Origin of the sequence: Streptomyces sp. NPDC052043 (assembly GCF_044548235.1) — a bacterium.
Classification (GTDB): domain Bacteria; phylum Actinomycetota; class Actinomycetes; order Streptomycetales; family Streptomycetaceae; genus Streptomyces.
This window is the reverse complement of the sequence record NZ_JBIUBT010000005.1, coordinates 154,829-179,979: the sequence shown is the minus strand read 5'-3', so window position 1 is coordinate 179,979 and position 25,151 is coordinate 154,829. Positions and strand designations below refer to the sequence as shown.

The window sequence follows — 25,151 nt, the reverse complement described above, 5'->3', positions numbered from 1 at the left end:
CACTGACGGCGCGCGCCGGGACGGAAGGGGAGTTCCGTCCCGGCGCGCCGTCCGTGCCGGTGGTCTCGCGCAGGCCGTCAGCAGCCGATGGGCGAGGAGCCCACGGCCACGTCGTCGAACCAGAGTGTGTCGTCGCCCGTCCCATAGCTCTCCCAGCCCAGGCGCAGGGCGGTGGGCCGGGGCGGCGTGGTGCGGGCCAGCCACTGCTCGTCGATGTCCTGCGTGGGGACGCCGTCCGCGTGCAGGCCCGGGATCTGTTCGTCGCCGAGCCAGGTGTCGAGCTTGGGCGCCGTCGTGTCGATCGCGAAGCGCAGGCAGTGCCAGCTTCCGGTCGGCAGCGGCCTGCTCTGCGCCACGCCCGCCGGGCTCTGCGCGGGCAGGGTGGCGTCGTCGGTCTCCCGGTTCCACTGGAGGGCGCCGTTCTGGCCGCCGACGCGCAGCGCGCGGCCGCCCTGGGAGCTGTCGGGCAGGGAGACGAAGGTGACATGGGCCGCGGGGAGGGCGGTGGTGTGCCGCACCCACATGCGCACATACATCACCGGCCCCACCGACGACAGATCCGCGGTGGAGGCGACGAAGGCGTGGTTGCAGTAGCCGGCGCTGCCGTCGATCCGCAGCGACCTGCTGCCACTGTGGGCGACCGAGGTGTCGACTGTGGCGGTTCCGGTGCCCTGGCAGTCGGGCGCGGCGGACTGCCAGGCGCCGGAGGGAGTGGTGCCGGTCTGGTCCTCGAAGTCCGAGCAGACGACGGCGCTGCCGCAGTCGGCGGAGGGCGGCGGGGTGGTCGGGGGCGGAGTCGTGGGCGGCTCAGTCGTGGGCGGCGGGGTGGTGCCGGTTCCGCCGCAGGCCACACCGTTGAGGGCGAAGTCGGTCGGGTCGGGGTTGGTCGAGCTCCAGGTGCCCTGGACGCCGAACTCGGCGGATCCGTCGGTGGCCAGCGAGCCGTTCCAGTCCGCGTTGACGGCGACGACGGAGGCGCCGGTCTGGGTGACGGACGCGTTCCACGCCGATGTCACCCGCTGGCCGTCGGCGTGGGTCCAGGTCAGACGCCAGCCGTCGGCCGCCGGGCCGAGGTTGGTGACCTTGACCTGGGCCGTGTAGCCGCCGGCCCACTGGTCCACGGTGTAGTCGACCCGGCAGCCGGCCTCCGCGGCACTGGTGGGTGTCGCGACGAATCCGGACACCAGCAGGGCGACGGACCCGACCGCCGCGAGGGCCGCCGCCCAGGACCGGCGCGGTAATCGCAAGTGGGGGGTGCGCACGTATGCCTCCGGGGGAAGGATGCGGAATGCGGGATGTGGGAGCGCTCCCATACATCAGAGCGACCAGGGCCGCACCCTGTCAATGCACGGGACGGCCAAGGTGACCGCGGCGCACCGTCACCCTGTGAAGCTGATCACCACCGGGCCGGTTTTGATTGAACCTTGAACTTTCAAGACGTAGGGTCGTGCCGCACGCCGATCCCCCGGGATCCACCACCCGTTGTGAGGAAGTTCCCCCATGTCGCTCGCTCTTGACCCCGCCGCTCAGGACCTTCTCTTCCGCGAGGCCCGCACCGCGAACGCCTTCACCGCCGAACCGGTGTCCGAGGAGCAGGTCCAGGCGATCTACGACCTGGTCAAGTACGGACCGACGTCCATGAACCAGTCGCCGCTGCGCATCACCCTGGTCCGCTCCGCCGAGGCACGCGAGCGTCTCGTCCAGCACATGGCGGAGGGCAACCGGGCGAAGACCGCCGCCGCTCCCCTGGTCGCGATCCTCTCCGCGGACAACGAGTTCCACGAGGAACTGCCCCACCTCTTCCCGCACTTCCCCCAGGCCAAGGACGCCGTCTTCGGTGACCGGGGGGTGCGGGAGAGCCAGGCCGCCCTCAACGCCGCCCTCCAGGCCGCGTACTTCATCATCGGCGTCAGGGCCGCGGGCCTGGCCGCCGGTCCGATGACCGGCCTGGACTTCGAGGGCATCCGCAAGGAGTTCCTGGACGACGACCACACCCCGCTGATGGTCGTCAACATCGGCAAGCCGGGCGAGGACGCCTGGTACCCGCGCTCCCCCCGCCTGAAGTTCGACCAGGTCGTCACCACGGTCTGAGTCGGCTCGGCGACGGGGATCCGGACCGGGTTCCGCCCCTGCGGGATCGCCTGGGAACACCTGCCAGGAACTCGACTTCGGGGCGGGCACGCCCTGTTGGCCCCGGGGCCGGCCGACAGGGTGATGCACCGAGTCCGGGAGTCCCGGCCGAGACAGCTCTTCGGCCGCCGCTACGATCCCGCTCCATGAAGAACGAGGAGCGGGAGGCACCGGTCTCGGCCCGTGTCGAGTTGGCCTATCTGCCGACCCGGGCCGACATCGCCGAGGCGCTGCACGCACGGTCCGGTTCCGCCGCCCACTGGTGGCGTCTTCCGCTGATCGCCGGGCTGATCACGGCGGCCGTCCTCGTGGTTCTCCTGATGCTTGCGGCACCCGGGCACGTGACGGTGCTGGTGGCCGCAGCTCTGTGCCCCGTACTGGGGATGCTCCTGGGCGGGTGGGTGAACCAGCTGTACCGAGTGCGACAGATGACCAGGTACGCACGCTCCCAGGGCGAGTACACCATGCGGGCGGACGACAACGGCGTACACGCGGCCACAGCGGTCATGGGGACCACCGTCCCCTGGGCGTCCTTCCGCCACTACACCGAGACGGCGAACCTCTTCATACTGGTCATCGACGACACGGTGGGGGGAATGACCCTGCTGCCGAAGCGCGGACTGCGCGACGGAACGGGCGTCGACGGGATACGGGCGGTCGTCGCGCGGCATCTCGCACCGCGTCCGTCCAGCGACTGATCGGGCGGCGACACCCCGCGCTCGAGGCCACGCGTCACGGGAGCTACGTCACCGGCCAGGGAGCCGGCACCCTCTCGCTCATCACCAGCACCGCCCGCGTGTCGAAGCCCCGCACCGGCCGGCCCGCGACGAGCGTCGGCTCATGATGCCGCACGACGGTCCGGGCCTGCCGCTCATCGCACTGCCCGCGGTGGGCCGGCTCCTCACCCGACGCCTTCGAGCACCCGTGACACCGACCTGGTCCTGACGGCCCGCCCCGGCAGACCGTGGGCCACGGGTCCGATTCACGGGAGCGCTCCCGTGAAGCTCGTTATTCATGAGACCCAGGGATTACATGAGCCTGTCAAGCATGGATATGCTGCCCTGACCCATGGGAGCGCTCCCATGAGTCATGCACATGCCCCCCTGTCACTCTCCCAGCTGAGAGCACGGAGGACGACTGTGACACCCCCCAACCACACCCCCCGACCCGGGGAACCTCCCAGAGGCTCTTCCGTCCGGCGGGCCTCACTCGGGCGCCGGATCGCCGCCCTGGGCCTGGCGGCCGGTGTGGCGGCGGCCGGAGCGGCGCTGGTCACCCAGGTGCAGGCGGCCGCGGCACCGGGCAGCATGCCTGCCGGTACCCAGTTCTACACGGACCCCGAGTCCCAGGTGGTCAAGTGGGTCGCCGCGAACCCCGGTGACTCCCGGCAGCCCGTGATCTCCGCCAAGATCGCGAGCCAGCCGCAGGCCGTCTGGTTCTCCACGTACAGCCCCTCCACCGTCACCGCCGACGTCAGCAAGGTCACCTCGGCCGCGGCCTCCGCCGGTCAGGTGCCGGTACTGGTGGCGTACACGATCCCCAACCGCGACTGCGGCGGCGCCTCCGCGGGCGGCGCCCCGGACCTCGCCTCCTACGACAGCTGGGCCGGCAGCTTCGCCGCCGGGCTCGGCAGCAGGCCGTCGATCGTCATCCTCGAGCCGGACTCCATCGCACTCACCACCTGTCTCAACTCCCAGGAGCTGAACGACCGCTACGCCTCGCTCTCGCGGGCCGGTTCCGCCATCCACGCCGCCGCGCCCCAGGCGAAGGTCTACATGGACGGCGGTCACTCCACCTGGAACAGCGCCTTCGAGCAGGCGAACCGACTGCGCAGCGCGGGCGTGCTGACCAGCGCCGACGGCTTCTACACCAATGTCTCCAACTTCAACACCACCGCCGGTGAGGTGAGTTACGACAAGGCGATCCTCTCCGCGCTGGGCAACCCGGCCAACCTGCACGCCGTGGTGGACACCAGCCGCAACGGCAACGGCCCGGCGGGCGGCGGGGCCTGGTGCGACCCATCCGGGCGCTCCCTGGGCGCCTACCCCACCACCGACACCGGGGACCCGGCGATCGACGCCTTCCTCTGGGTGAAGCCGCCGGGTGAGGCGGACGGCTGCGCGGGCAAGGCGGGCACCTTCCTGCCCGACATCGCCTACGACCTGGCCCTCAACGCCCCCAACCCGCCGGCCACGCAGCCGCCCACCAGCCCGCCGCCGACCACGCCGCCTCCCACCAGCCCGCCGCCCACCACCGACCCGCCGGCCGGTGCCTGCGCCGTCGACTACGCGATCAGCAGCTCCTGGGCGGGCGGCTTCAACGCCGATGTGACCGTGCGGAACTCCGGCGGCGCCGCCATCAACGGGTGGTCGCTGAAGTGGACCTTCCCGAACGACCAGAAGGTCGTCAACGCCTGGAACGCCACGGCGACCCAGTCGGGCAACGCGGTGACCGTCACCAACCTCGACTACAACGGCTCCCTGCCGGCCGGGGGCTCGACCTCCTTCGGCTTCCAGGGCAGCGCCGGCTCCACCAACTCCGCCCCCACCGGCTTCACGCTCAACGGCACCGCCTGCACCGTGTCCTGACGGTGCGCCGCGTCCTCGGCCGGCCCAGGGCTCCCTCGGGCCGGCCGACCCGCAGTCCACGGCGCCCGGTCGGGGGCGCGGAGGAGCGCGGACGTGTCCTTAGCCCGCCCAGCCTCACGAAAACCGGGTGCGGACGCTCGTTCGGGCTTGCGACCATGCCGGAATGGTCCACCGACTCGACCCTCTGGTCATCCGGCACACCCACCGCATCCCCTTCCCCAAGGGCCCCGCCGGGAAAGGCGGTGTCGCGGCGCGGCAGTTCGACGCCGCGTTGATGTCCGTGGGCTTCAAGCTCTCGGCGGAGCTCCTCGAGCGTCTGTCGGAGCTGTCCGAGGGCACGGTCGTCGACACCGCCGTACGGACGCTGGGCACCGTCCGTGAGATGGTCGGCGACCACGTCCGGCACAACGTGTACTTCGTCGACTTCCCGGCCAACGTGCCGGACACCTTCGACTTCTGGACGCGGTGCATCGCCGAGGCGCTCGCCGACGACGGGGCACGCGCGAGCACGCTGGAGCAGCTGAGCATCGGTGTGGTGAACCTGCTCACCCTCCCGTCGTACGGCGACTACCGGCACACGTACACCGAGATGCTCGCCCACCACGACGAGCTGATCGCCGCGGCGGGCGACCGCATGACGGTCCTGCACCTGGGCGGCTCCCTGGACGACGAACTCACCGCCCTGTACCTGGCGCTCGCGGGCAGCAGCACGCCTCTGGGCGAGGACGGCCTGCGGGACCTGCGGGACCTCGCCGGCCACTGCGCGGACGGACCGCAGCCCGCGGAGATCCCGGTGCGGGAGAACCGGGCCGTCGTCAACCAGGCCCGGCTGATGGCCGGTGCGGGCCTGCTGCTGGACACGGTCACCGATGTGCTCCGGCTGGCCTGCGCGCTCTCGGGCGGTGACGTGACCCTTCAGGAGCCGACGCGGCTGCGCACGCTGCCCCGTGCGGTGCGCCGGGCGCTGCTCGCCGGGCTTGACGAGGTCGTCGCCGCGGCGCCGGCCAAGCTCGCCGACGTGCCCGCGCACCGCGAGATGTGGAAGCGGCTCGGCGAGCGGCTGCACCCGCACGAGTACCCGCGGTGGCCGCACGCGGCCGACGTGTTCGCCGTCGCTCGCGGCGAGAAGGCGGCGCACTCCCTGGACGGCCGGGTGGAGGAGCTGCTCGCCACGAACGACATCACCGGCGCGGTCGAACTCCTGAAGGCCGCGCCCGGCAAGCTGTTCCGCTCCCTGGACCGGTTGCTGCGCACCGCCCTCACGCAGGACGAGCGCGACGCCGTCGTGGCCGCCGCCGAGCAGGTCGTCCCCGACGTCTCCGGCAGGGTCGCGCTGTCGGTGCGCCAGCACCTGCACAACCGGGCGAAGGAGACCGGCGAGCAGCGGGTGTTCGTCAACCGCCTCGGCCGGGCCTGGGTCACCGACGACACCCGAGCGCCGGTGCCCGCGCCCGAGCGCGAGCGGCTGATCGCCGCCCTGGACGTGGAGCTGCGTCGCCGGCTGCCCCCCGCGGGCCACCTGCTGATCGACCCGGCCGTCCTGGACGTGGCGCTGCCGCTCAGCGGCAGGGCGACCGCGTCCGGGCTCGGTGTGCTGCCGCGTGGCTCGGTGTCCCCGGTCGACGGGGAGCTGCTGCGCTTCTTCGTGTACTGGAAGCAGACCGCGCGCACCACCGACTTCGACCTGTCGGCGCTGCTGCTGAACGGCGACTACGCGACCGTCTCCTGGCTGTCGTACACCAACCTCCGCGACGCCGAGGGCGAGCACTCCGGTGACATCACGGACGCGCCCGACGGGGCCACGGAGTTCATCAACCTGCGGCTGGGCGCCGTGCGGGGCACCTGCGTCGTCCCGCAGGTCAACATCTTCTCCGGGGAGGGCTTCGAGGAGGTCGAGGAGTCGTTCTTCGGGTTCATGCTGCGCGAGGGGGAGCAGAAGGGACGCCCGTTCGAGCCGCGCACGGTGCGCATGAAGTCGGAGCTGCGCGGTCCCGGCCGGGTCGCGCTGCCGCTGGCGTTCCTGCGCGGGTCCGACGGCCGGTGGCGTGCCCAGTGGCTGCACCTCTACCTGAAGGGGACTCCGACGTCCAACCGGGTCGAGGGCAACCGGGTGACGGTCGCGACGCTGGTGCGCGGCATCGTCGAGCGCGAGCATCTCACGGTGCGCCATCTCACCGACCTGATGACCGAGGGCGCGACGACCGTCACCGTGTGGGACGGGAAGGCGGTACCGGCGGGTCCCGTCACTTACGTGGGCCTGGAGAGGCCCGACGGGCTGCACCCGGAGTCACGTGTCGTCACCCCCGAAAATCTGCGCGACCTGATCCCCGCCTGACTGCTAACGTGGCCGTGGCGAGGCCATGAGGGGGCTTCCTTCTCATCACTCCTTGATTCCAGCCCCTTCGCTTTCCTCGCCACCGACTCGAAGCCGCCGGCCGTCCCACCGTACGAGGGACGCCGGCGGCTTTTCGTGCCGTAGCCCCCAGTGAGGTGCGGACCCCGTAGGCGCGGATGTGGATCCGTAGGCGCAGATCCGGATCCGCCGGCGCAGATGCATCCGCCGGCCCAGGGGGCGTCAGACGAACGGGCGCGCCATGCGGTTCATGGTGTCGGCGACCAGCTCACGCGGGTCCTCGGCGAGGTCGCCTTCGATCCAGCGGCGCATGGAGATGCGCAGGGCGACGAGGAAGGCCGACGCCATGACCCGGGCGTCGAGAGCCGTGTCCGCGCACCCGGTGGGACGGCGCTCGACGATCGCCTCGGTGAGGCTTGCCTCAAGACCGGCGTGGTTGGCGAGCTGACGGGCCAGGAGCGCGGGGTGGCGCAGCGCCAGTCGGGTGCGGACGAGTATCTCCCACTCCTGGGCGCCGCTCTCCGGCAGTCGGTCCAGGACGGCGCTGCACAGGGCGGCCCAGGCGCTCTCCTCGGGAGGGCGGGCGCGGAACGCGGCGACCAGTTCCTCGAGGTAGCGCTCGTCGCCCCACAGGACGGCGTCTTCCTTGGTGGCGAAGTAGTTGGAGAACGTCCGGCGCGAGATGCCCACCGCGTCGGCCACCTCTTCCACGGTGACCGCGTCGAATCCGCGCTCCACTGTCAGGCGCAGCGCGGCCTCGTGGACCGCCTGCCGTGTGGCGGCCTTCTTGCGTTCACGTAGTCCCACTGTGCGCTCCATGGTGCCGCCATCCTACGAGGACGGGAACAGCTTTGCGCAGTAGGCAAAATTGCGCACTGCGCATGTATTCTGGGTCGGTCGGCGTCCCGGCCGTGTCCGGACCGCGTTGTCGGCCGACTCTCGTGCCGTCGTGCCGTTCTCCCGTCGGCCTGGCCTTGTCCTCGTTCTCACTTCTTTCTCACTTCTTCCGGAGGTTTGCGCGTGAGTGCGCATACAGCGGTAACAGGGGGCCCGGACGGCTCCGCGATCATGGACCACAAGCACGTGCTGCGGGCACTGAGCGGGCTGCTGACGGTGCTGTTCGCCGCGATGCTCAGTTCGACCGTGGTCTCGGTCGCGCTGCCGCAGATCATCGGCTCGCTGAACGGCACGCAGTCGCAGTACACCTGGGTGGTCACCGCGACCCTTCTGGCCTCCACCGCCTCGACGCCGATCTGGGGCAAGCTGGCCGACCTCTTCAGCAAGAAGCTCCTGCTCCAGACGTCGATCACGATCTTCGTGGTGGGCTCCCTGGGCGCCGGCTTCTCGCAGAACACCAGTCAGCTCATCGGCTTCCGCGCGGTACAGGGCCTGGGCATGGGCGCACTTCAGGTTCTGGTGCAGGTCGTCATAGCCGCGATGGTCAGCCCGAGGGAGCGCGGCCGTTACAACGGCTACCTCGGCGCCGTCATGGCGGTGTCCACCGTCGGCGGTCCGCTGCTCGGCGGGGCGATCACCGACGTCTCCTGGCTTGGCTGGCGCTGGTGCTTCTTCATCGCGCTGCCCTTCACGGTCGTCGCCTCCTTCATCCTCAGCCGCACCCTGCACCTGCAGGACGTCCGGCGGCCGGAAACCAAGGTCGACTACTGGGGAGCCTCGCTCATCGCGGCAGGCGTCAGTCTCCTGCTGCTGTGGGTGACGTTCGTCGACAACTCGTTCGCCTGGCTGTCCTGGCAGTCCGCCACCATGGTGGTCGGCGCCGTCGTGCTGCTGGGTGCGGCCCTGTGGGTCGAGTCCCGGGTCGACGAACCGGTCATTCCGCTGCACATCATCACGCGGCGCGACCCCGCCCTGGCCATCACGGCGAGCCTCGCGGTCGGCATGGCGATGTTCGGCGGAGCGGTCTTCCTCGGCCAGTACTTCCAGATCGGACGCGGCTACTCGCCCACCCAAGCCGGCCTGCTGACCATGCCGTTGATGGCCGGAGTGCTCGTCTCCTCCACGGTGGCCGGGCGGATCGTCTCCAAGACCGGCAAGCCCAAGCCCGTCGTACTGATCGGTGTCGTCGTCCTCGTGCTCGGCTTCCTCGGCCTGTCCACGATCGGCCACGAGACGTCCCTCGTCGCGGTGTCGGCCGGCATGGCCACGGTCGGCGTCGGCGTCGGCATGTCGATGCAGAACCTGGTTCTCATCCTCCAGAACAGCGTCCCGCTCAAGGAACTCGGCGCGGCCAGTGGAGCCATCACCTTCTTCCGCTCCCTCGGCGGCACGATCGGCGTCTCGGTGCTCGGGGCGGTTCTGGCCAACACCGTGAGCACGAAGATCACCGAAGGCCTGGCCGAGCTCGGCATCAAGGCCGGCTCGGGCGGCGGAGGATCCACCTTGAACATCAAGGCGCTGCCGGCCCCGGTCCAGGAAGTCGTCCGCACCTCCTACGGAGACGCCACCGGTCACATCTTCCTGATCTCCGCGATCATCGCCGCGGTCGGTGCCGTCGCCGCGCTGTTCCTCAGCCCGGTCACCCTCCGCGACAGCGTCGACCTGCCGGGCCAGAGCACCGACGACTGAGGCCTGACGGGCCAACAGGCATGACGATCGAGGCCTGACGGGCCGACGGGCACAGAACGGTCCGCGGACATGGTCGACGCGTCGGGCGCCTCCCGCCTTGCGGGGGGCGCCCGACGCGCACGACGTACCGGACCCCGGCTGCGACCGCGCCGTAACGCACATGATCACAATGCGGCGGCAACAAGCCACGACAGGTCGCCGATCACTTGACTACCGGACGTCACACGCGGTTGGCTCCGGCTCAACGAGAGCCAACCGCCCGGTCACGTCCGCGGGTGCTGCGCCCCCGTCCACCCCCCCGATTGCCAGTTGCTCGGCTGCACAGTGAGGTGCCGCACCCTCATGAAGACTCCTCCCTCGCACAGGTACCGCAGATCCACCCCCGGCACCGTTCTGACAGCCGCCGTCGCCGTCTGCCTGCTCCTGGCCGGCTGCTCCGGTTCCGGCGGCTCGCAGTCCGGGTCGGACGCTCGGGTCTCCGGCGGGTCCGGGCTCAAGGTCGCCATGGTCACCCATGGGGCCGAGGGGGATGCCTTCTGGCAACTGGTGCGCAAGGGCGCCGAGGTGGCCGCGGCCAAGGACGGCATCGAACTGACCTACGCGAGCGATCCCGACGCCGCCGGGCAGGCGGAGCTGGTGCGGGACGCGATCCGGGAGGGGGCCGACGGCATCGCGTTGACGCTGGCCAAGCCGGACGCGATGAAGGGGCCGATCGCGGACGCCAAGGCGGCGGGCATACCCGTGGTCGGGCTCAACTCCGGTATCGACGCCTGGCGTTCCGGGGGTGTGTTGCAGTACTTCGGTCAGGACGAGAGCCTCGCGGGCCGGGCCGTCGGGGACAAGCTGGACGACCTGGGAGCCAAGCACGCCCTGTGCGTCATCCACGAGCGGGGCAACATCGCGCTGGAGGCACGCTGCGCCGGGGTGAAGAAGTCCTTCGGTGGCAGGACCGACATGCTCTACGGCGACGGCACCGACATGGACGCCCTGACGGAGTCGATCGCGGCCCGGCTGCGGGTGGATTCGGACATCGACGAAGTGGTCACCAACGGCGCACAGTTCGCGCTGGCCGCGGTCAAGTCCGTGCGCAAGGCGGGCAGCAGGGCGCACGTCGCCACCTTCGACCTGAACAAGGACCTGGTCAAGGCCGTCCAGGACGGGGATGTGCAGTTCGCGGTGGATCAGCAGCCCTATCTCCAGGGCTATCTGGCCGTGGACGCGCTCTGGCTCCACAAGTCCAACGGCAATGTGAGCGGTGGCGGCGTCGCTCCGGTGCTCACCGGTCCCGCCTTCGTGACCAAGGCGAACGTCGCGTCGGTGGCGAAGCTGGCCGCCGCCGGCACACGCTGAGGAAACGCCGGCGCCCCCACCCCGCCCTCTCGTTCCCCCGTCCCTGTCCTCCCGCCGATCGCTCTAGGACGATGATGTCTCCACGGACTCCGACAGGTCCCCGGCGCCGTCTCGGTTCCATACGGCTCTCGCTGGTCCTCCTGGCCCTGGTCCCCAGTGTCACGCTCGCCGCCATGTGGGGTGTGACCACGACCCAGATGTTCTCGGAGGGGCTCCGGCTGCTCTCGCAGACGGGGCTGAGCAGGTCGACCGGCGCCATGGGCACCGACGCAGCGCTCGCCCTCCAGCGGGAGCGCGGGCTGTCGGCGGCGTGGCTGGCGTCCCCGCACGGCTCCCGGGCCGCCCTGGACGCACAGCGCGGGGCCACGGACAAGGCGGTGGCCGAGCTGGTCGGCCAGGCCGGCGCGATCAGGCAGGCCCCCGCCCGCATCAAGAACCGGATGTACTCGGTCGTCGCGTCGGTGGGCAGCCTGGAGTACTACCGGGGCCAGGTGGACAAGCCGACGGACATCACCGGTGAGCAGGCCCTGGACCAGTACACCGCGATCATCGACGACCAGATCCACGCCTTCCAGGAGATCTCACAGGTCGACGACGGCGACCTGACCTCCCAGGCCGGTCCGCTCGTGGCGCTGGAGCATGCCGCGGAGCTGGTCTCCCAGGAGGACGCTCAGCTCACGCTGGCGTGGTCGTCCGGGCACATGGACCAGGAGGCGTGGAGCAGGTTCGCCCAACTGGTCCACGCCCGCCGCTGGCTCGTCGAGGACCAGATCGTCCCCTCGCTCGAGGGCAGCACGAAGACGCAGACCGAACGGATCCTTCAGTCGGCGCAGTGGCGAACCCTGGAGGCCGTCGAGGACCAGGTGCTCTCGGCCCGGGGCAGGGCCGCCGGTGCGCGCGGGATCGCGTTGCCGGACGCACGCGAGCGGTGGGGTGCCGCGATCGACAAGCTGTCCGGCCAGTACGCGACGCTGATCCGGCAGGAGACGGCCGGGCTGCTCGACCGCAGCGCCGACCGGGCGCACGGGCTGCTGCTGAAGGCCGCCGTCCTGAGTGCGGCCGGCCTGGCCGCCCTGGTCGTGCGTCGGCATGTCGTGGCGGATCACCCGGTCCCTGTCCCGGCGTCTGCTGGGGCTGAGGATCGCCACGCTCCGCCTGGCGGAGGAGCGGCTGCCCGACGTGGTGGCCCGGCTGGAGCGGGGCGAGAAGGTGGACGTGGAGTCCGCGACGCCGCCGCTGGACTACGGCAGCGACGAACTCGGCCAGGTCGCCCAGGCGTTCAACACCGCGCAGCGTACGGCCGTGCACACCGCGGTCGAACTCGCCGACACCCGGCGCGGTTTCCAGAAGGTGATCCTCGGTATCGCCCGGCAGAGCCAGAACCTGATCAACCTTCAGCTCAGCAAGCTCGACGCGCTGGAACGGCGGCACCAGGACCCGGAGGTCCTCCAGGGGCTGTACGAACTTGACTCCATGGCAAGCCAGTTGCGCCGCTACGAGGAGAACCTCGTCATCATCAGCGGCGAGCAGCCCCGGCGCAGCTGGACCGAACCGGTCGCGCTGATCGACATCCTGCGCGGCGCCGTCGGCGAGGTCGCCGAGTACCAGAGGGTGGAGGTGCACACCGACGAGGAGGTGTACCTCGCGCCGCCGGCGGTGGCCGACGTGATCCATCTGCTCGCCGAGCTCATCGACAACGCGACCGCGTACTCCGCCGCGCCGAGCCCCGTCGGCGTGCGGGCGGCGATGGTGGCCAAGGGCCTCGTCGTCGAGGTCGAGGACCGCGGCCTCGGCATGTCCGAGGAGGACTACGCGCAGCTCAACGCCCAGTTGGCCGTGCCCCCGCAGTTCGATGTGGTGGCGCTCGCCGACGACCTGCGGCTCGGCATGTTCGTGATCGCCCGCCTGGCCACCCGGCACGGCATCTCCGTGACCCTGCGCTCCTCGCCCTACGGCGGAACCGCCGCGATCGTGCTCGTCCCGCACGACATCGTGGTGCACGAGGCCCCCGGCTCCCCGCAGACGCGCACGCAGCCGTCCGAGTCCGGGCGGGTGCCCGGCCCGGGAAGCCCGGAACCGACCGGCGAGCGCCCGGAACCCGCCGGCACGGCCCGGCGGAGGAAGCCGACCGCGCAGCGGAGCACCTCGCGTGCGGGCGACGGCGGACGCGGGGCGGAACGGACACGTGGGCCGGGGCTCTCGCCGCTGCCGCGCCGGGTGCCGCAGACCAGTCTGACCGCCGAGCTGCGCGGGGACGCCGCGCCCGTCGTCGAGAACGGCCCCCTCGACGACTTCACCGCCGAACGGGCCGCCTCCTCACTGGCCGGCTTCCAGCGCGGCACGCGCCAGGCGCGGGACGACGACCCCCAGGAACAGGCCGACGCCCCGGAGGAGGGGGCCACGCAGGAGGGCACCAGGCCTGACAGTGCCTCACCGGACGGCTCCGATACGCGCGTTCCCGCCGCGGACACCGCCACCCCCAAGGTCTCGACCGTGTTCGAGCAGGGGGGACATCCACCCTCGACCCCGCCCGCCGACCGCACATGAAGGACACCCTCATGACACGCCCCACCCCCGCCACGCACACCCAGCTCGACCAGCTGCTGACCGGTCTCGTGGAACGGGTCGCCGAGGTCAACCACGCCGTCGTCCTCTCCGAGGACGGACTGGTGGTCAGCAAGTCCACCGGACTCCCGCGCGACGACGCCGAGCGGCTGGCGGCGACCGCGTCCGGCCTGATGAGCCTCAGCAAGGGCGTCAGCATGGACTTCGGCGGCGGCCCGGTGCGGCAGGCGCTCATCGAGCTGGCCCACACCTATCTGCTCCTCACCTCGGCCGGACCGGGCGCCCACCTCGTCGTCCTCACCGGTCCGGGCGCCGACGTCGGTGTGGTGGCCTACCAGATGAACATGCTGGTGAAGAAGATCGGCGAGCACCTGAGTGCGGCCCCGCGTGCGGGTGCCGTCGCGTCCGGCGACGGCGAGTGAGGTGAACGGAGGCGACGCGGCGGGCCGGCTCGTTCGGCCGTTCACCCTGACCGGTGGACGGACCCGTCCCAGCCGCGCCGACTTCACCCTCATCACGATGGTGACGACCGTGGATCCGCCGCCTGAGCGGGCCGTCCGGCCCCAGCCCGAGCACACGCGGATCCTGAGACGGTGCGCGGAACCGGTCACCGTGGCAGAGCTGGCCGTGCATCTCGATCTTCCGGTGAGCGTGGTGGTGATCATGCTCTGCGATCTGCTGGAGGCCGGACGGATCGCACTCCACCGGCCGGCCCCGGTCTCCCGCACCCCGGACCTGGACCTGGACCTTCTGCAGAAAGTGAGGGACGGCCTTGGCCGGCTCTGACACCACCGTTCGGCCGTCGCCGGCCCCCGACACGGCGAAGATCCTGATCGCCGGGGGTTTCGGAGTCGGCAAGACCACCTTGGTCGGGTCGGTCAGCGAGATCGCCCCGCTGCGCACCGAGGAACCGCTGACCGCCGCGGGCCTGGACATCGACGACCTCGACGGCATCGAGGACAAGCAAGCCACCACCGTGGCCCTGGACTTCGGCCGGATCACGGTCAGCCAGGACCTGGTGCTCTACCTCTTCGGCACACCGGGTCAGCAGCGGTTCTGGTTCATGTGGAACGACCTGGCCGTGGGCGCGCTCGGGGCCGTGGTCCTGATCGACGTCCGCCGCCCGGAGACCAGCTTCGCCGCCATCGACTTCTTCGAGAGCCGGGGCATTCCGTTCGTCGTCGGCGTCAACGGCTTCCACGGGCGGCACCCCTACCCGCCGGAGGAGATCCGGGAGTCCCTGGCGCTGCCCGAACACACCCGGGTGCTGCTGTGCGACGCACGGGACCGCGAGTCGTGCCGGGACGTTCTAATCGCCCTGGTCGACCAGTTGATCGCCTCGGCCACCGAGGCGGAGGCGGACGCGGCGCGGCCCCGCCCTCCTCGGGGCGGCTGAGGTCCAGCGAGGCGGAACAGCGGGTTCACCGTCCGCCCCTGGGAACCGGCCCGCAACCGCGAGGGGGGGCGGCGATATTCCGGCGCGACGGCTCTTCGGCCCGTGGCGCACCTCACGAGCTAGATAGTTCATCGTTCAACGAACTGGGGTTAGTGTCTTCAGTGCCCAATGAGGCACACAAGCACCCATTCCCCCCGTTCTCCGCGTGGGGTGAGAAATGAGAGGTAACACCATGGCAAGCAGGACTGTTCGTGGGGTTGTCGTCACGATCGCCTCGACGGCCGTCGCGGCAGCCGGGCTCCTCGCCACCGGCGGCTCCGCCTCGGCTGCGACGAACCCGGGCGGCAGCCGGCCGGGGGTCGTCTCCGTCGTCCGGATCGCCGACCACCACACCACGGATCACCGCAGCGTGAACCGCCACAGCGTGGACCACCACCGTGGGGACCAGCGCCGTGGAGACCAGCACCGTGGAGACCGGCACGACCTCGACAGCCGCCGCTGGTTCCGGTACGACAAGCGCGACGGTCACCAGGCCCGGATCGGCCACACCCGTCAGCAGTGGGTTCTCGACCAGCTCCGCTGGACCGGCGACCGCTCGAACGCCCACTGGGGCAGCGACAGCCTGAAGCCCCACGTCGGCTCCCACCGCTGAGGACCGCGGCCACCAGGAGAACCATGATCACTTGCGTGGACCGCACGCTCGACATGGAGCTCGTGTCACCCGTGGGCACACGGCTCCCGGTGCCGACCCACCTGCTCTACAGGTCACAGGACCCGCTGGTGGTGGAGTTCCTCTTCCACGGCCTGGCCCCGAGCCCCGTGTCCTGGATCATCTCGCGCGAGCTGCTCGCCCGGGGGACGCTGGCGCCCAGCGGAGAAGGCGACGTGAGGGTGTGGCCGACCGGAACCGGCCCGGGAGCCCTCCTGCACGTTCTTCTGACTCCTCCGGGCGGCTCCGCCCACCTCGTCGCCCCGCTCCCGGCCCTGGCGCAGTGGCTGTTCCGCACCTACCGGCTGGTGCCGGCCGCCCGGGAGGCCGAGGCGCTGGACCTGGACAGCCACCTGGACCGGCTTCTGAACGAGTCGCCCTGACGGCGCCCGCACCGGGGCCGTCAGGGCCGCCCGCCTCCGGGACACGCGACCCGGTCCTCGCGGTGGGGGTCTACTTGGTGAGGAGCGACTCCAGGTCGGTGAGTACCTCCTCGGCGGCCGTCACACCGAGGCCCAGGTACCAGGTCTCGTCCGGGACGTCGTAGGCGTGCCCCGCCTTGACGGCGGTGAGGTTCTTCCAGAGCGGGTTGTTCTGCGCCGTGGACTTGTCGGTGGCCTTCGCGTCGCCGTAGACGCCGGTGAAGATGTAGTCGGCGTCGGCCTGGTCGATGTTCTCGGCGCTGACTTCGGCGGCGAGGTCGTTGATGTCCTGGTTCTTCGGACGCGGGATACCGGCGTCCTTGAGGATCGTGCCGATGAACGAGGCGTTCGCGTACAGGCGGATGACGCCGTCGGGCAGGTAACGGACCATCGAGACGGTCGGCTTGTCGGCACCGAGCTTCTCGCCGAGGGCCCGGGCCCTCTGCTCGTAGGCCGCGAGCTTCTGCTTCGCCTGCGCGGTCCTGTCGAGCGCGGCGGCGTTGAGCAGGTAGTTCTCCTTCCAGGTGAAGCCGGGGCGTACGGAGAAGACGGTCGGCGCGATCTGCGACAGCGCGTCGTACTTGTCGGCGGCGCGGAGCTGGCTGCCCAGGATGAGGTCGGGCTTGAGCGCGGCGATCGCCTCCAGGTTGAGGTTGTTGATCGTGCCGACGTTCTTCGGGCTGCCCGCGTCCTTCTTCAGGTAGGACGGGAGTTCGGGGGAGCCCTCGGTGGGCGCGAGGCCCACCGGCTTGACGCCCAGGGAGACGACGTTGTCGAGTTCGCCGACATCGAGGACCACCACGCGCTTGGGCTGGGACTTCAACTCGGTCCTGCCCATGGCATGGGTGATGGTGCGCGGCCACTCGCCCGGTGCGGCGTCCGTGCCCATGGCGGCGGTCTTCTTCGCCGCGTCCCCGAAGTCCTCCCCGCCCTGGGCTACGGACTTCTTGCTCCCCGCCCCGGCCTCGGCCGAGGACGAGCCGCCGGCGCCCTCGCCGCCCGCGGAGGATCCGCCGCAGGCCGTCAGGGCGAGTGCGGCGGCGAGGGTGAGGGCTGCGGCGGTGGTGCGTCGGCGTCCGGCGGACATGGGAAAGGCGCTCCCGTCGTGAGAGGGGTGGGGCAACGCGGGAGACGGCAGGGGCGGGGCCCCAAAGAAACCCGCGAAGTTTTTAGGTAAGGCTTACCTTATGAGAACTCCGTGCGCCTGACCCCACCAGAGCGTGTGCTTCCGCTCACACGCCGCCATGTCCGCTGGTCCCCGAAGCGCCGGCTCAGAGGTCACCGGGCGGCGTCCCCGCCGCGAGGACGGTCGTCGCGCCCTCCGCGGCCTCCCCCGCGCTCGTGCCGTCGGCGAACCGCGGAGGGCCGGGTACCACCATGGGGCCGCCCGTGACCGGGTCCGGCACGACGACCGACGCGAGCCCGAACACCTCCTGGACCAGCTCGGCGGTGACGATGTCGCCGGGCGCCCCCTGCGCGACGATCCTCCCCGCCCGCATGGCGATCAGATGGTCGGCGTAGCGCGCCGCCTGGTTCAGGTCGTGCAGCACGGCCACCACCGTCCGGCCGCGTTCCCGGTTGAGCCGGCGCACCAGGTCCAGGACCTCCACCTGGTGGGCGATGTCCAGGTACGTCGTCGGCTCGTCGAGCAGGAGCAGATCGGTGTCCTGGGCGAGCGCCATGGCGATCCACACCCGTTGGCGCTGCCCGCCCGACAGCTCGTCGACCGGACGCTCGGCGAGTTCGGTGGTGCCGGTGCGCTCCATGGCCTGCGACACGGACGTCTCGTCCGTCTCGGACCACTGCTGCCACCACTTCTGGTGCGGCTGGCGCCCGCGCGCGATCAGGTCCCCGACCGTGATGCCCTCCGGCGGCACCGGGGTCTGCGGCAACAGCCCGAGCACCTGGGCGATCCGCTTGGTGGGCAGGCGGGCCAATTCCGTTCCGTCCAGCAGGACGGCTCCGTGCCGCGGCTTCAGCAGCCGACCCAGGGCGCGCAACAGGGTGGACTTCCCACAGGCGTTGGGGCCCACGATGACGGTGACCCTGCCGTCCGGGACGTCCAGGTCCAGTTCCTCGACGACCGTACGGTCCTCGTAGGCGAGGGTGAGCGCCCGTGCGGCGAGACGGGAACGCCCCGGGGCGGTGGGTGGGTTGCCGGTCACGCGGTTCCTCCGGAACGGCTGCTACGGGTACGGACGATCAGCCACATCAGATAGGGGGCGCCCACCAGGGCGGTGAACACGCCGACCGGAAGCTCCAGCGGCGAGAGGAGCCTGCGGGCGAGCAGATCCGCGACGACCACGATCAGCGCGCCCGTCAACGCGGAGCAGACCAGCGGAATGTGCGGGGCGCGGGTGAGCCGGCGGGCGATCTGCGGGGCGAGCAGGGCCACGAAGTCGACAGGACCCGCCGCCCCGGTCGCGACGGACGCCAGCACGACGCCGAGGACGCTGAGCCCGATCCGGACGCGCCCGAGCCGGACACCGAGGGCGACGGCCGTGTCGTCGTCGAAGGCCGAGCCGCGCTGCGCACGGGCCGCCCACAGCAGGAACGGCACCAGCAGCACCAGGACCGTCGCGAGCGGTGCCGCCTGGTCGTAACCGCGGCCGTTAAGCGATCCGGTGAGCCAGGTCCTGGCCTGCTGGGCGACCAGATAGTCGCCCTTGGTCACCCACAGCCGGGTCAGCGAACCGAGCGCCACCGAGATGCCGATGCCGATCAGGACGAAGCGGGAGGCGGCGATCCCGCCCCGCCAGGCGAACAGGTAGACGAGCAGTGCGGCGAGCAGCCCGCCCGCCACGGACACGTACGGCAGCACGGCGTACGAGGTGAGGCCGAACGTCATCGCGGCGACCGTCGCCGCACCCGCGCCGTGCGTGACGCCGATGACGTCCGGGCTGGCGAGCGGATTGCGGGCCATGGTCTGGATCAGTGCCCCGGACAGGCCGAAGGCGACGCCCACCAGCAGGCCGGTCACCAGGCGCGGCAACCGCAGCGTGCCGACCACCAGCTGGTCGGGGCTGGGCAGTCCCAGCAGGACGCGGACCACCTCGCCCGGCGCGACGAACGACTCGCCGACGCACAGCGACGTCACCGCCGCCGCCGTGAGCAGCGCGGTGAGGACGGCACCCACCACCAGGGCCCTGCGGTGCACCAGGAAACTGCCCCGCCCGGCCCGCAGCACGGCATGCCCGGCGGGCCGGCCGGGTGGACGCCCGCCCCCGGCGCCATCGACGGTGTGTCCGCGGCCCACGCGCCTCCCGTGACTCAGCCGCGTCATGCCGCGACCGCCTTCCGCCGGACCAGCACGATCAGGAACGGCACACCGGCCAGCGCGGTCATCACGGCCACGGGCACCTCCGCGGGCCGTACCACGACCCGTCCGAGCACGTCCGCCAGCAGCAGCATCACCGGCCCGAGCAGCGCGGCCACCGGCAGCAGCCAGCGGTGGCCCGGTCCGACCAGGGCACGGGCCATGTGCGGCACGGCGAGACCGATGAAGGCGATGGGGCCGGCCGCCGCGACCGCGGCACCGGTCAGAACGGTCGCGCCCAGGGCGCCGGTCGCCCGCAGCAGCGCGACGTTGCGGCCGAGGCCGCGGGCGATGTCGTCGCCGAGCGCGAGCGCGTCCAGGCCGCGCGCCATGGCCAGCACCAACAGCAGTCCGGCGAGGAGGAACGGCCAGACCTGCCCGGCGATCGTGGCGTCCCGGCCGCTGATCGAGCCGACGTCCCAGAACCGGAACTCGTCCAGGGCGCGGGCGTCGGTGGTGAGGACGGCCGAGATCAGCGAGGCCAGGAACGCGTTCATCGCCGCACCCGCCAGCGCCAGCTTGACCGGGGACGCCCCGCCCCGCCCGCTGCTGGCGACGGCGTAGATCAGGACCGCCGCGACTCCCGCGCCCACGAACGCGTACCAGACGTATCCGGTCAGGCTGTGCACCCCGAGGAAGGCGATGGCACAGACGACGCCCATCGACGCCCCCTGGCTGATGCCCAGGATGCCGGGCTCCGCGATGGGGTTCCGGGTGATCCCCTGAAGAACCGTTCCAGCCACGGCGAGCGCGGCCCCGACCATCACCCCGACGACCGTCCGCGGCACGCGCAACGACCGTACGACCTGCGCGTCGGCGCTGGTTCCGCCGTGCAGCAGGGCGTCCCAGACGACCGAGGGCGCCACCGGGCGACTGCCCACGGCGAGACTGAGCAGCACCGCCAGCGACAACAGGAGAAGAGTGGTGACCAGCCACCCGAAGCGGCGTCCTGCGACTCCTGACATGAACCCTTCCCTGTATCACTTAGCTAAGGCTCGCCTAAGCGTACGTGGCGTCCCGAACCCGCCCTCACCCACCGTCGGCCCGCCGTGATCGCCGGGCTGTGCGGACGACCGCGGTGACCGCCCGCGTGCCGGTACGGCGGATGCGTCCGGGCGGCGTGTGTTGACGGCGCCGCCCGCGTGGGTCGTTGCGCAAGCGTCGCCCCGGCGTTGAGGTTGTGCGGATGGAGACCCTGCTCGAGATCGTCCTGAAGCCTTTCATCGGCGGTCTGCTCGTGGTGGGTTTCGCTCTGGTGGCGGAAGCCGTCCAGCCCAAGCGGCTGGCCGGGATCTTCGCCGCCGCCCCCTCGGTGGCGCTGGGAGGACTGGTCCTGACGGTGGTGTTCAAGGGCGACCTCGACGCGGCGACCGCGGCCCGGGGCATGGTCGCCGGAGCACTGGCGTTCACCGCCTACTGCCTCGTCGACGTTCCGGCGCTCGGCAGGTTCGGAGCCACGCGCGGGTCCGCGGCGGCCCTGGTGGTGTGGTTCGCGACCGCGGCCGCCATCGCCTTCGCGGTGGCGCCGTGAAGCGACCGGGCCGGCCCGCGCACGGGGGCGCGACAGGGGCCGAAGACACCGACCGGGTGCGGGTGGACCTGCGGGCGGTCGCGCGCACGCCGCGCAAGGATCTGCTCCTCCGGTTCGGCTTCGGCGCGGGCGTGTCGCTCCTGGCGGCCGTGGTGTCCCGGCTGTTCGGGCCGTTCGTCGGCGGCGTCTTCCTCGCCTTTCCCGCCATCCTGCTGGCCAGCCTGACGCTGGTGGCCGAGGAGGAGGGGCTCAGGAGCGCCCGCGACGACGCGCGTGGCGCCGCCCTGGGCACCCTGGGACTGGTGGCGTTCGCCGTCGTCGCCGCGGTGCTCCTGCGTCACCACTCGGCGTGGCTCGCGCTCGGCGCCGCGACGGCGGCGTGGGTCGTGGTGTCACTCGGCGCCCACGCGGTCGCACGAGCGGCAGGGCACGGAGGCGACGAACGGTCCCCGGCGGACAGGTGAAGCCCCGCGCGGGTTTGGTCGGGGAACCCGCGGCCACCCGAAGGAGTGCAACCCGCCCCACGTCCGCCCGGGCCGCACCCGGGCCCCACCGACGTTGCGAGGCGTCATGAGCTCCACGACCAGGAAGAAGTCCCCCGCCCGCACCGAGAAGGCGCTGGTGCGGGCGCTGCTCGACCGGCAGGGGTCCACCTACCTGGCCCAGGCAGGGGTCAGGCTGCGGAACACCCCCGCCCCTCTCTACCAGGCACTCGTCCTGGCCGTCCTGCTCAGCGCCCGGATCAGGGCCGACATCGCGGTGGCCGCCGCACGGGCGCTCTTCGAGGCGGGCCTGCGCAGTGCGCGCTCGATGGCGAAGGCGTCGTGGCAGCAGCGCGTGGACGCGCTCGGCGAGGGCGGATACCGACGGTACGACGAGCGGACCGCCACCATCCTGGGCAAGGGCGCGGAACTGCTGCTGGAGCGGTACGACGGCGATCTGCGCAAGCTGCGCGAGGAAGACGACCCGAAGAAGGCCCTCCGGGACATACCCGGGCTCGGGCCCACGGGCGTCGACATCTACCTGCGCGCCGTCCAGGGGGTCTGGCCGGAGTTCGCGCCCTACGTCGACCGCAAGGCGCAGGACGGCGCCGAACGCCTCGGTCTTCCCACCTCGCCCGAGCACCTCGCGCACCTGGTGAGCACGCGCGAACTGGCCCGGTTCACCGACGGACTGGTCCATGCCGCTCTGGACAAACCGCTCGCCGACGACGTCCGCGCCCGGGCGAAGGCCGCATAGCGGGGCCGGTATGCCCCGTGGACGCGCGTGGGGCGACTACATGTGCTTGCCGTGGGCGACCGAGACGATGAACAGGATCACGATGCACAGCACGACGGCGGCGAAGACCGGCCAGCCGCGTCCCCCGTCCGCCTCCTCACCGGGTCGCCTACCGGCTCCCGCGACGGCGGATGCCGGGGATGAGGCCAGGTTGCGCCAGCCGTGGCAGGCGGCGCACGGCCGGGACGGGAAAGGGACCCGCACGTTCTGGCTGCTCAGCCCCGCGGTGGGGAAGGTGGCCCGGACGCCCGGCGAAGTGGGCGTCAGTCCGTGGAGGTAGATGGCGGTGCGCCGCGGGTCGAGGATCGCCGAGCGGTCGTCGCCGGGGTGTGCCAGTGCGGTCACGACCTGGGCCGTGGCCAGGGCGACGAGTTGGATGTCCACGCGGGCGCCGCGGGCCGCCTGGGCGTCGGCGGTCCCCTGCCGGAAGGCCACCGCGCACTCGTAGCAGGGTGTGCGCCTGCCGGGGAGCACCCACAGGATCTCGCCGACCTCGGCGTCACGGATCCTGGGGTCCACCCAGACCGCCGGATACACCGCGGGTCTGCCCACCGCGAGGGCCACGCGGTTGACGTGCCGCTGGCACACGGCCGAGTCCGTCGCCGCCACCACCACGTCCGCACCGCCCACCAGCGACCGCTGCCGGTCCTCGGGCAGTTCGAGGAAGTCCGCCTGGTGGCCCCTGGCGTCGCACGAGGGGAAGTCGCGACGGATCTTCCCGGCCAGTGCCAGGGCCTTGGGCTGTCCCAGGGCCGGCGCACCGAGCGGGTGGCGGATCAGGTTCTCCACCGCGAGCGTGTCGGGGTCGACCAGCCGGAGCGGGCTGAATCCGATGCGCGCGAGTTCCTCGGCGAGGAATCCACCGACCGCTCCCGCGCCGACGATCAGCGCCGCTCCCGTACGCCGGTGGTGGCGCGCCCAGACGCGGTCCTCGGGCGGAACGGTCAATCGAAGGTCCAGCGGGCCACACGGACCGGGCCAGGTCCGGCCTGCTCGTCGCGGTCGGCGTTCGCCTCCGGTTTCAACTCCCCGGTGTCGGCGTCGAGGAACCATTCACGCTCACTGGCGCGCTGCTGCTCCTCCGTCAGTTCGGCCTTCTGCAGAGTCTCCGGTGCTGCGCCCACGAGAATCCCTCCCGCCTGGTCTCTGTCCTGGTCTCTCTGTTTCCTGCGCCGTCGTTTCCGCCGTCGCCCTTTCCACGCTACGCGCCGGTACGGGCGGCGCATCCCGAGACGCGTGACCAGGCACGGGAGCAGGCATGGGAGCGGAGACGGGAGGGGATCAGGGAGTGGGACGCTGGTCCTCGGGCGGCGTGGCGGCGGTGCGGCTGCCGCGCGTGGGGACCGGCCTGCTGTGGATGTACAGCTGGCGCCGGTCTCCCGCCTCCAGGGGCCGTGGCAGAGGGAGTTCGTAGCGGACCGGGCGGGTGTGGTCGGCCAGTTGACGGCGGGGGTTGTAGACGCGGTTGAAGCGCCACAGCATGCGCGCGAAGTTGGTCTGGCCGCGAGCGAGGTTGGCGGCGAGGACGCGTGCCGCTCCCAGCGCCGTGCACAGACCGAGGTGCTTGTGGTTGATGACGGCCTGTGTGCGGACGAGTTCCCGGTAGAAGACGTCGAGGGGCAGCGTCGTGGGGACGACGGCGTGCTGGATGTCGAAGAGCCGGTAGTCGCGTGTGGTGAGCTTGCGCGACTCGGTGTGCCAGACCTCGGTTCCGGGATACGGCGTCATCACCGTCAGATGGACGATCTCCGGAACCGCTGTGGCGAACTCCCGCACGGTGCGGAAGCGCTCCACGTCCCAGCCGGGATCGACGATCAGGTTGATCGCCACGCTGATGCCCAGTCTGCGTGCGACCTCCAGGGCCCGGAAGTTCTCGTCGGGGCTGACGCGCTTGCGGTAGAGGTCCAGCCCCTCGGCGTCAATGGCCTCCATGCCGAGGAACATGTACTTCAGCCCGAGCCGTGACCAGCGCTCGAACACCTCCACGTTGCGCAGCAGGACGTCGGCACGCGTCTCGAGGTAGTACCGCTTGCGGACGCCGCGGCGTTCCAGTTCGGCGGCGATCGCGTCCCCGTGCTCGGGGCGGATGAAGGCCACGTCGTCCACGATGAAGACGTTGCGCTCGCGGATGCCCGCCATCTCCTCGGCCGCGGCCTGCGGGGACGCCTTGCGGTAGCTGCGCCCGTAGAACGTCCACGCCGAGCAGAAGTTGCAGTCCCACGGACAGCCGCGGGTGAACTCGATGGAGGCGCAGGGGTCGAGTTCGCCGATGAAGTAGCGGCGCCGGTGGCGCAGCAGGTCACGGGCGGGCCGCGGGGTGTCGATGGTGTGCAGCATCCGGGGCTCGGGACCGCGGCCGTCCGGTGCGACCACACCCGGGACCGTGGCGAGTCCGCCGTCGCGCACCGCTTCCAGGAGCGGGCCCACGACCGTCTCGCCCTCGCCGCGGGCGACGGCGTCCACCGCGCCGTCGGCCTGCTGGAGCACCTCTTCGGCGATGAAGGAGACGCTGTGGCCGCCGAAGAACACGAAGACGCCCGGCAGGCTCCGCTTGGCCCGCCGGGCGATCTCGATGGCCTCGGGGATGTTCGCCAGATAGTTCAGGGAGACGCCGATCGCGTCCGGCCGGAAGGAGGCCGCCAGCCGGTGCAGGTCCGTGTGCGACTGTGTCTGGAGATCGACGATGCGCACGTCGTGGCCGGCCTCACGTGCCGCGCCCGCGACGCGTTCCAGCCCGAGGGGCTCGAGGCGCAGGAAGATCTCCGAGTACATCAGGGCGCTCGGGTGGACCAGCAGCAGACGCATGCGGGGATCTCCTGACTCGGCACGTGAACACCAGCGGTATCCGGTTCGCGACGTGGGCAAACCGGTACCGGTGAACGTCGCTCGGCCGACGGACCGACACCCTTCGAATGGTCGGCGGCCCG

The 25,151-nt window shown here is 71.5% G+C and carries 23 protein-coding genes and 1 pseudogene; 15 read left to right on the top strand and 9 right to left on the bottom strand.

The genetic code is table 11. The features are described 5' to 3' along the window. Positions 1 to 77: 77 nt before the first annotated feature. Complete coding sequence (locus ACIHCX_RS15110) at positions 78 to 1,262, bottom strand: cellulose-binding domain-containing protein (RefSeq protein ID WP_400029411.1); 1,185 nt, start codon at positions 1,260 to 1,262, stop codon at positions 78 to 80. A 238-nt stretch (positions 1,263 to 1,500) separates the two neighbouring features. Here ACIHCX_RS15110 and ACIHCX_RS15105 point away from each other — a divergent pair, with 238 nt between their 5' ends. The 4 genes from ACIHCX_RS15105 (at position 1,501) to ACIHCX_RS15090 (ending at position 7,053) form a co-directional block, all read left to right on the top strand. Continuing rightward, positions 1,501 to 2,091, top strand: coding sequence for a malonic semialdehyde reductase (locus ACIHCX_RS15105; protein ID WP_400029410.1), 591 nt, complete (start codon positions 1,501 to 1,503; stop codon positions 2,089 to 2,091). A 185-nt stretch (positions 2,092 to 2,276) separates the two neighbouring features. Then, the gene (locus ACIHCX_RS15100; protein WP_400029409.1) at positions 2,277 to 2,828 is read left to right on the top strand and encodes a YcxB family protein; all 552 of its coding nucleotides are present in this window, start codon (positions 2,277 to 2,279) and stop codon (positions 2,826 to 2,828) included. 441 nt (positions 2,829 to 3,269) lie between these two features. Further along, positions 3,270 to 4,718: a glycoside hydrolase family 6 protein gene (locus ACIHCX_RS15095; protein ID WP_400029408.1), complete on the top strand. Its 1,449-nt coding sequence runs from the start codon at positions 3,270 to 3,272 to the stop codon at positions 4,716 to 4,718. A gap of 163 nt (positions 4,719 to 4,881) precedes the next feature. Beyond that, positions 4,882 to 7,053, top strand: coding sequence for a hypothetical protein (locus tag ACIHCX_RS15090; protein ID WP_400029407.1), 2,172 nt, complete (start codon positions 4,882 to 4,884; stop codon positions 7,051 to 7,053). A 240-nt stretch (positions 7,054 to 7,293) separates the two neighbouring features. On the opposite strand, the gene ACIHCX_RS15085 is transcribed toward ACIHCX_RS15090, so the two are convergent. Beyond that, positions 7,294 to 7,890: a TetR family transcriptional regulator gene (locus tag ACIHCX_RS15085; RefSeq protein ID WP_400029406.1), complete on the bottom strand. Its 597-nt coding sequence runs from the start codon at positions 7,888 to 7,890 to the stop codon at positions 7,294 to 7,296. A 249-nt stretch (positions 7,891 to 8,139) separates the two neighbouring features. On the opposite strand from ACIHCX_RS15085, the gene ACIHCX_RS15080 reads away from it, so the two are divergent. From ACIHCX_RS15080 to ACIHCX_RS15045, 8 genes and pseudogenes are all read left to right on the top strand, one after another. Next, positions 8,140 to 9,657, top strand: a complete 1,518-nt coding sequence (locus ACIHCX_RS15080) for an MDR family MFS transporter (RefSeq protein WP_400029963.1) — start codon at positions 8,140 to 8,142, stop codon at positions 9,655 to 9,657. A 342-nt stretch (positions 9,658 to 9,999) separates the two neighbouring features. Next, positions 10,000 to 11,007: a substrate-binding domain-containing protein gene (locus ACIHCX_RS15075; RefSeq protein ID WP_400029405.1), complete on the top strand. Its 1,008-nt coding sequence runs from the start codon at positions 10,000 to 10,002 to the stop codon at positions 11,005 to 11,007. A 74-nt stretch (positions 11,008 to 11,081) separates the two neighbouring features. Then, positions 11,082 to 13,554: pseudogene (locus ACIHCX_RS15070) on the top strand (nitrate- and nitrite sensing domain-containing protein). Between the two features lie 11 nt (positions 13,555 to 13,565). After that, entirely contained in the window at positions 13,566 to 13,994 is a 429-nt protein-coding gene (locus ACIHCX_RS15065) for a roadblock/LC7 domain-containing protein (RefSeq protein ID WP_400029404.1), read from the top strand. Position 13,995: 1 nt separating this feature from the next. Continuing rightward, complete coding sequence (locus tag ACIHCX_RS15060; protein WP_400029403.1) at positions 13,996 to 14,358, top strand: DUF742 domain-containing protein; 363 nt, start codon at positions 13,996 to 13,998, stop codon at positions 14,356 to 14,358. Then, complete coding sequence (locus ACIHCX_RS15055) at positions 14,345 to 14,968, top strand: GTP-binding protein (protein ID WP_400029402.1); 624 nt, start codon at positions 14,345 to 14,347, stop codon at positions 14,966 to 14,968. Before ACIHCX_RS15060 ends, ACIHCX_RS15055 begins: the two co-directional genes overlap by 14 nt. A gap of 232 nt (positions 14,969 to 15,200) precedes the next feature. Further along, positions 15,201 to 15,620 carry a hypothetical protein gene (locus ACIHCX_RS15050; protein WP_400029401.1) on the top strand — a complete coding sequence of 140 codons (420 nt, stop codon included), beginning with the start codon at positions 15,201 to 15,203 and terminating at the stop codon, positions 15,618 to 15,620. A 23-nt stretch (positions 15,621 to 15,643) separates the two neighbouring features. Further along, positions 15,644 to 16,060 carry an SsgA family sporulation/cell division regulator gene (locus ACIHCX_RS15045; protein WP_400029400.1) on the top strand — a complete coding sequence of 139 codons (417 nt, stop codon included), beginning with the start codon at positions 15,644 to 15,646 and terminating at the stop codon, positions 16,058 to 16,060. Between the two features lie 70 nt (positions 16,061 to 16,130). On the opposite strand, the gene ACIHCX_RS15040 is transcribed toward ACIHCX_RS15045, so the two are convergent. The 4 genes from ACIHCX_RS15040 to ACIHCX_RS15025 form a co-directional block, all read right to left on the bottom strand. Next, positions 16,131 to 17,186 (bottom strand): ABC transporter substrate-binding protein, encoded by a 1,056-nt coding sequence (locus tag ACIHCX_RS15040; protein ID WP_400029399.1) that lies wholly within the window; start codon positions 17,184 to 17,186, stop codon positions 16,131 to 16,133. Positions 17,187 to 17,370: 184 nt separating this feature from the next. Beyond that, positions 17,371 to 18,264, bottom strand: a complete 894-nt coding sequence (locus tag ACIHCX_RS15035; protein WP_400029398.1) for an ABC transporter ATP-binding protein — start codon at positions 18,262 to 18,264, stop codon at positions 17,371 to 17,373. Further along, a complete protein-coding gene (locus ACIHCX_RS15030; protein WP_400029397.1) occupies positions 18,261 to 19,382 on the bottom strand; it encodes a FecCD family ABC transporter permease in 1,122 nt (373 codons plus the stop codon). The genes ACIHCX_RS15035 and ACIHCX_RS15030 overlap by 4 nt, the downstream gene beginning before the upstream one ends. After that, entirely contained in the window at positions 19,379 to 20,380 is a 1,002-nt protein-coding gene (locus ACIHCX_RS15025) for a FecCD family ABC transporter permease (protein ID WP_400029396.1), read from the bottom strand. The genes ACIHCX_RS15030 and ACIHCX_RS15025 overlap by 4 nt, the downstream gene beginning before the upstream one ends. Before the next feature lie 221 nt (positions 20,381 to 20,601). On the opposite strand from ACIHCX_RS15025, the gene ACIHCX_RS15020 reads away from it, so the two are divergent. The 3 genes from ACIHCX_RS15020 (at position 20,602) to ACIHCX_RS15010 (ending at position 22,185) form a co-directional block, all read left to right on the top strand. Beyond that, positions 20,602 to 20,946, top strand: a complete 345-nt coding sequence (locus tag ACIHCX_RS15020; protein ID WP_400029395.1) for a DUF3147 family protein — start codon at positions 20,602 to 20,604, stop codon at positions 20,944 to 20,946. Continuing rightward, positions 20,943 to 21,410, top strand: coding sequence for a DUF3147 family protein (locus ACIHCX_RS15015; protein WP_400029394.1), 468 nt, complete (start codon positions 20,943 to 20,945; stop codon positions 21,408 to 21,410). Before ACIHCX_RS15020 ends, ACIHCX_RS15015 begins: the two co-directional genes overlap by 4 nt. A gap of 106 nt (positions 21,411 to 21,516) precedes the next feature. Further along, positions 21,517 to 22,185, top strand: a complete 669-nt coding sequence (locus ACIHCX_RS15010; protein ID WP_400029393.1) for an endonuclease — start codon at positions 21,517 to 21,519, stop codon at positions 22,183 to 22,185. Between the two features lie 36 nt (positions 22,186 to 22,221). Here the strand turns inward: ACIHCX_RS15010 and ACIHCX_RS15005 are convergent, their stop codons facing one another. The 3 genes from ACIHCX_RS15005 to hpnR form a co-directional block, all read right to left on the bottom strand. Then, on the bottom strand, positions 22,222 to 23,172 hold the full coding sequence (locus tag ACIHCX_RS15005) for a ThiF family adenylyltransferase (protein WP_400029392.1): 951 nt from the start codon (positions 23,170 to 23,172) through the stop codon (positions 22,222 to 22,224). Beyond that, a complete protein-coding gene (locus tag ACIHCX_RS15000) occupies positions 23,169 to 23,348 on the bottom strand; it encodes a hypothetical protein (RefSeq protein WP_400029391.1) in 180 nt (59 codons plus the stop codon). Before ACIHCX_RS15000 ends, ACIHCX_RS15005 begins: the two co-directional genes overlap by 4 nt. Positions 23,349 to 23,505: 157 nt before the next feature. Next, positions 23,506 to 25,029 (bottom strand): hopanoid C-3 methylase HpnR, encoded by a 1,524-nt coding sequence (gene hpnR, locus ACIHCX_RS14995; protein WP_400029390.1) that lies wholly within the window; start codon positions 25,027 to 25,029, stop codon positions 23,506 to 23,508. Positions 25,030 to 25,151: the final 122 nt, after the last annotated feature.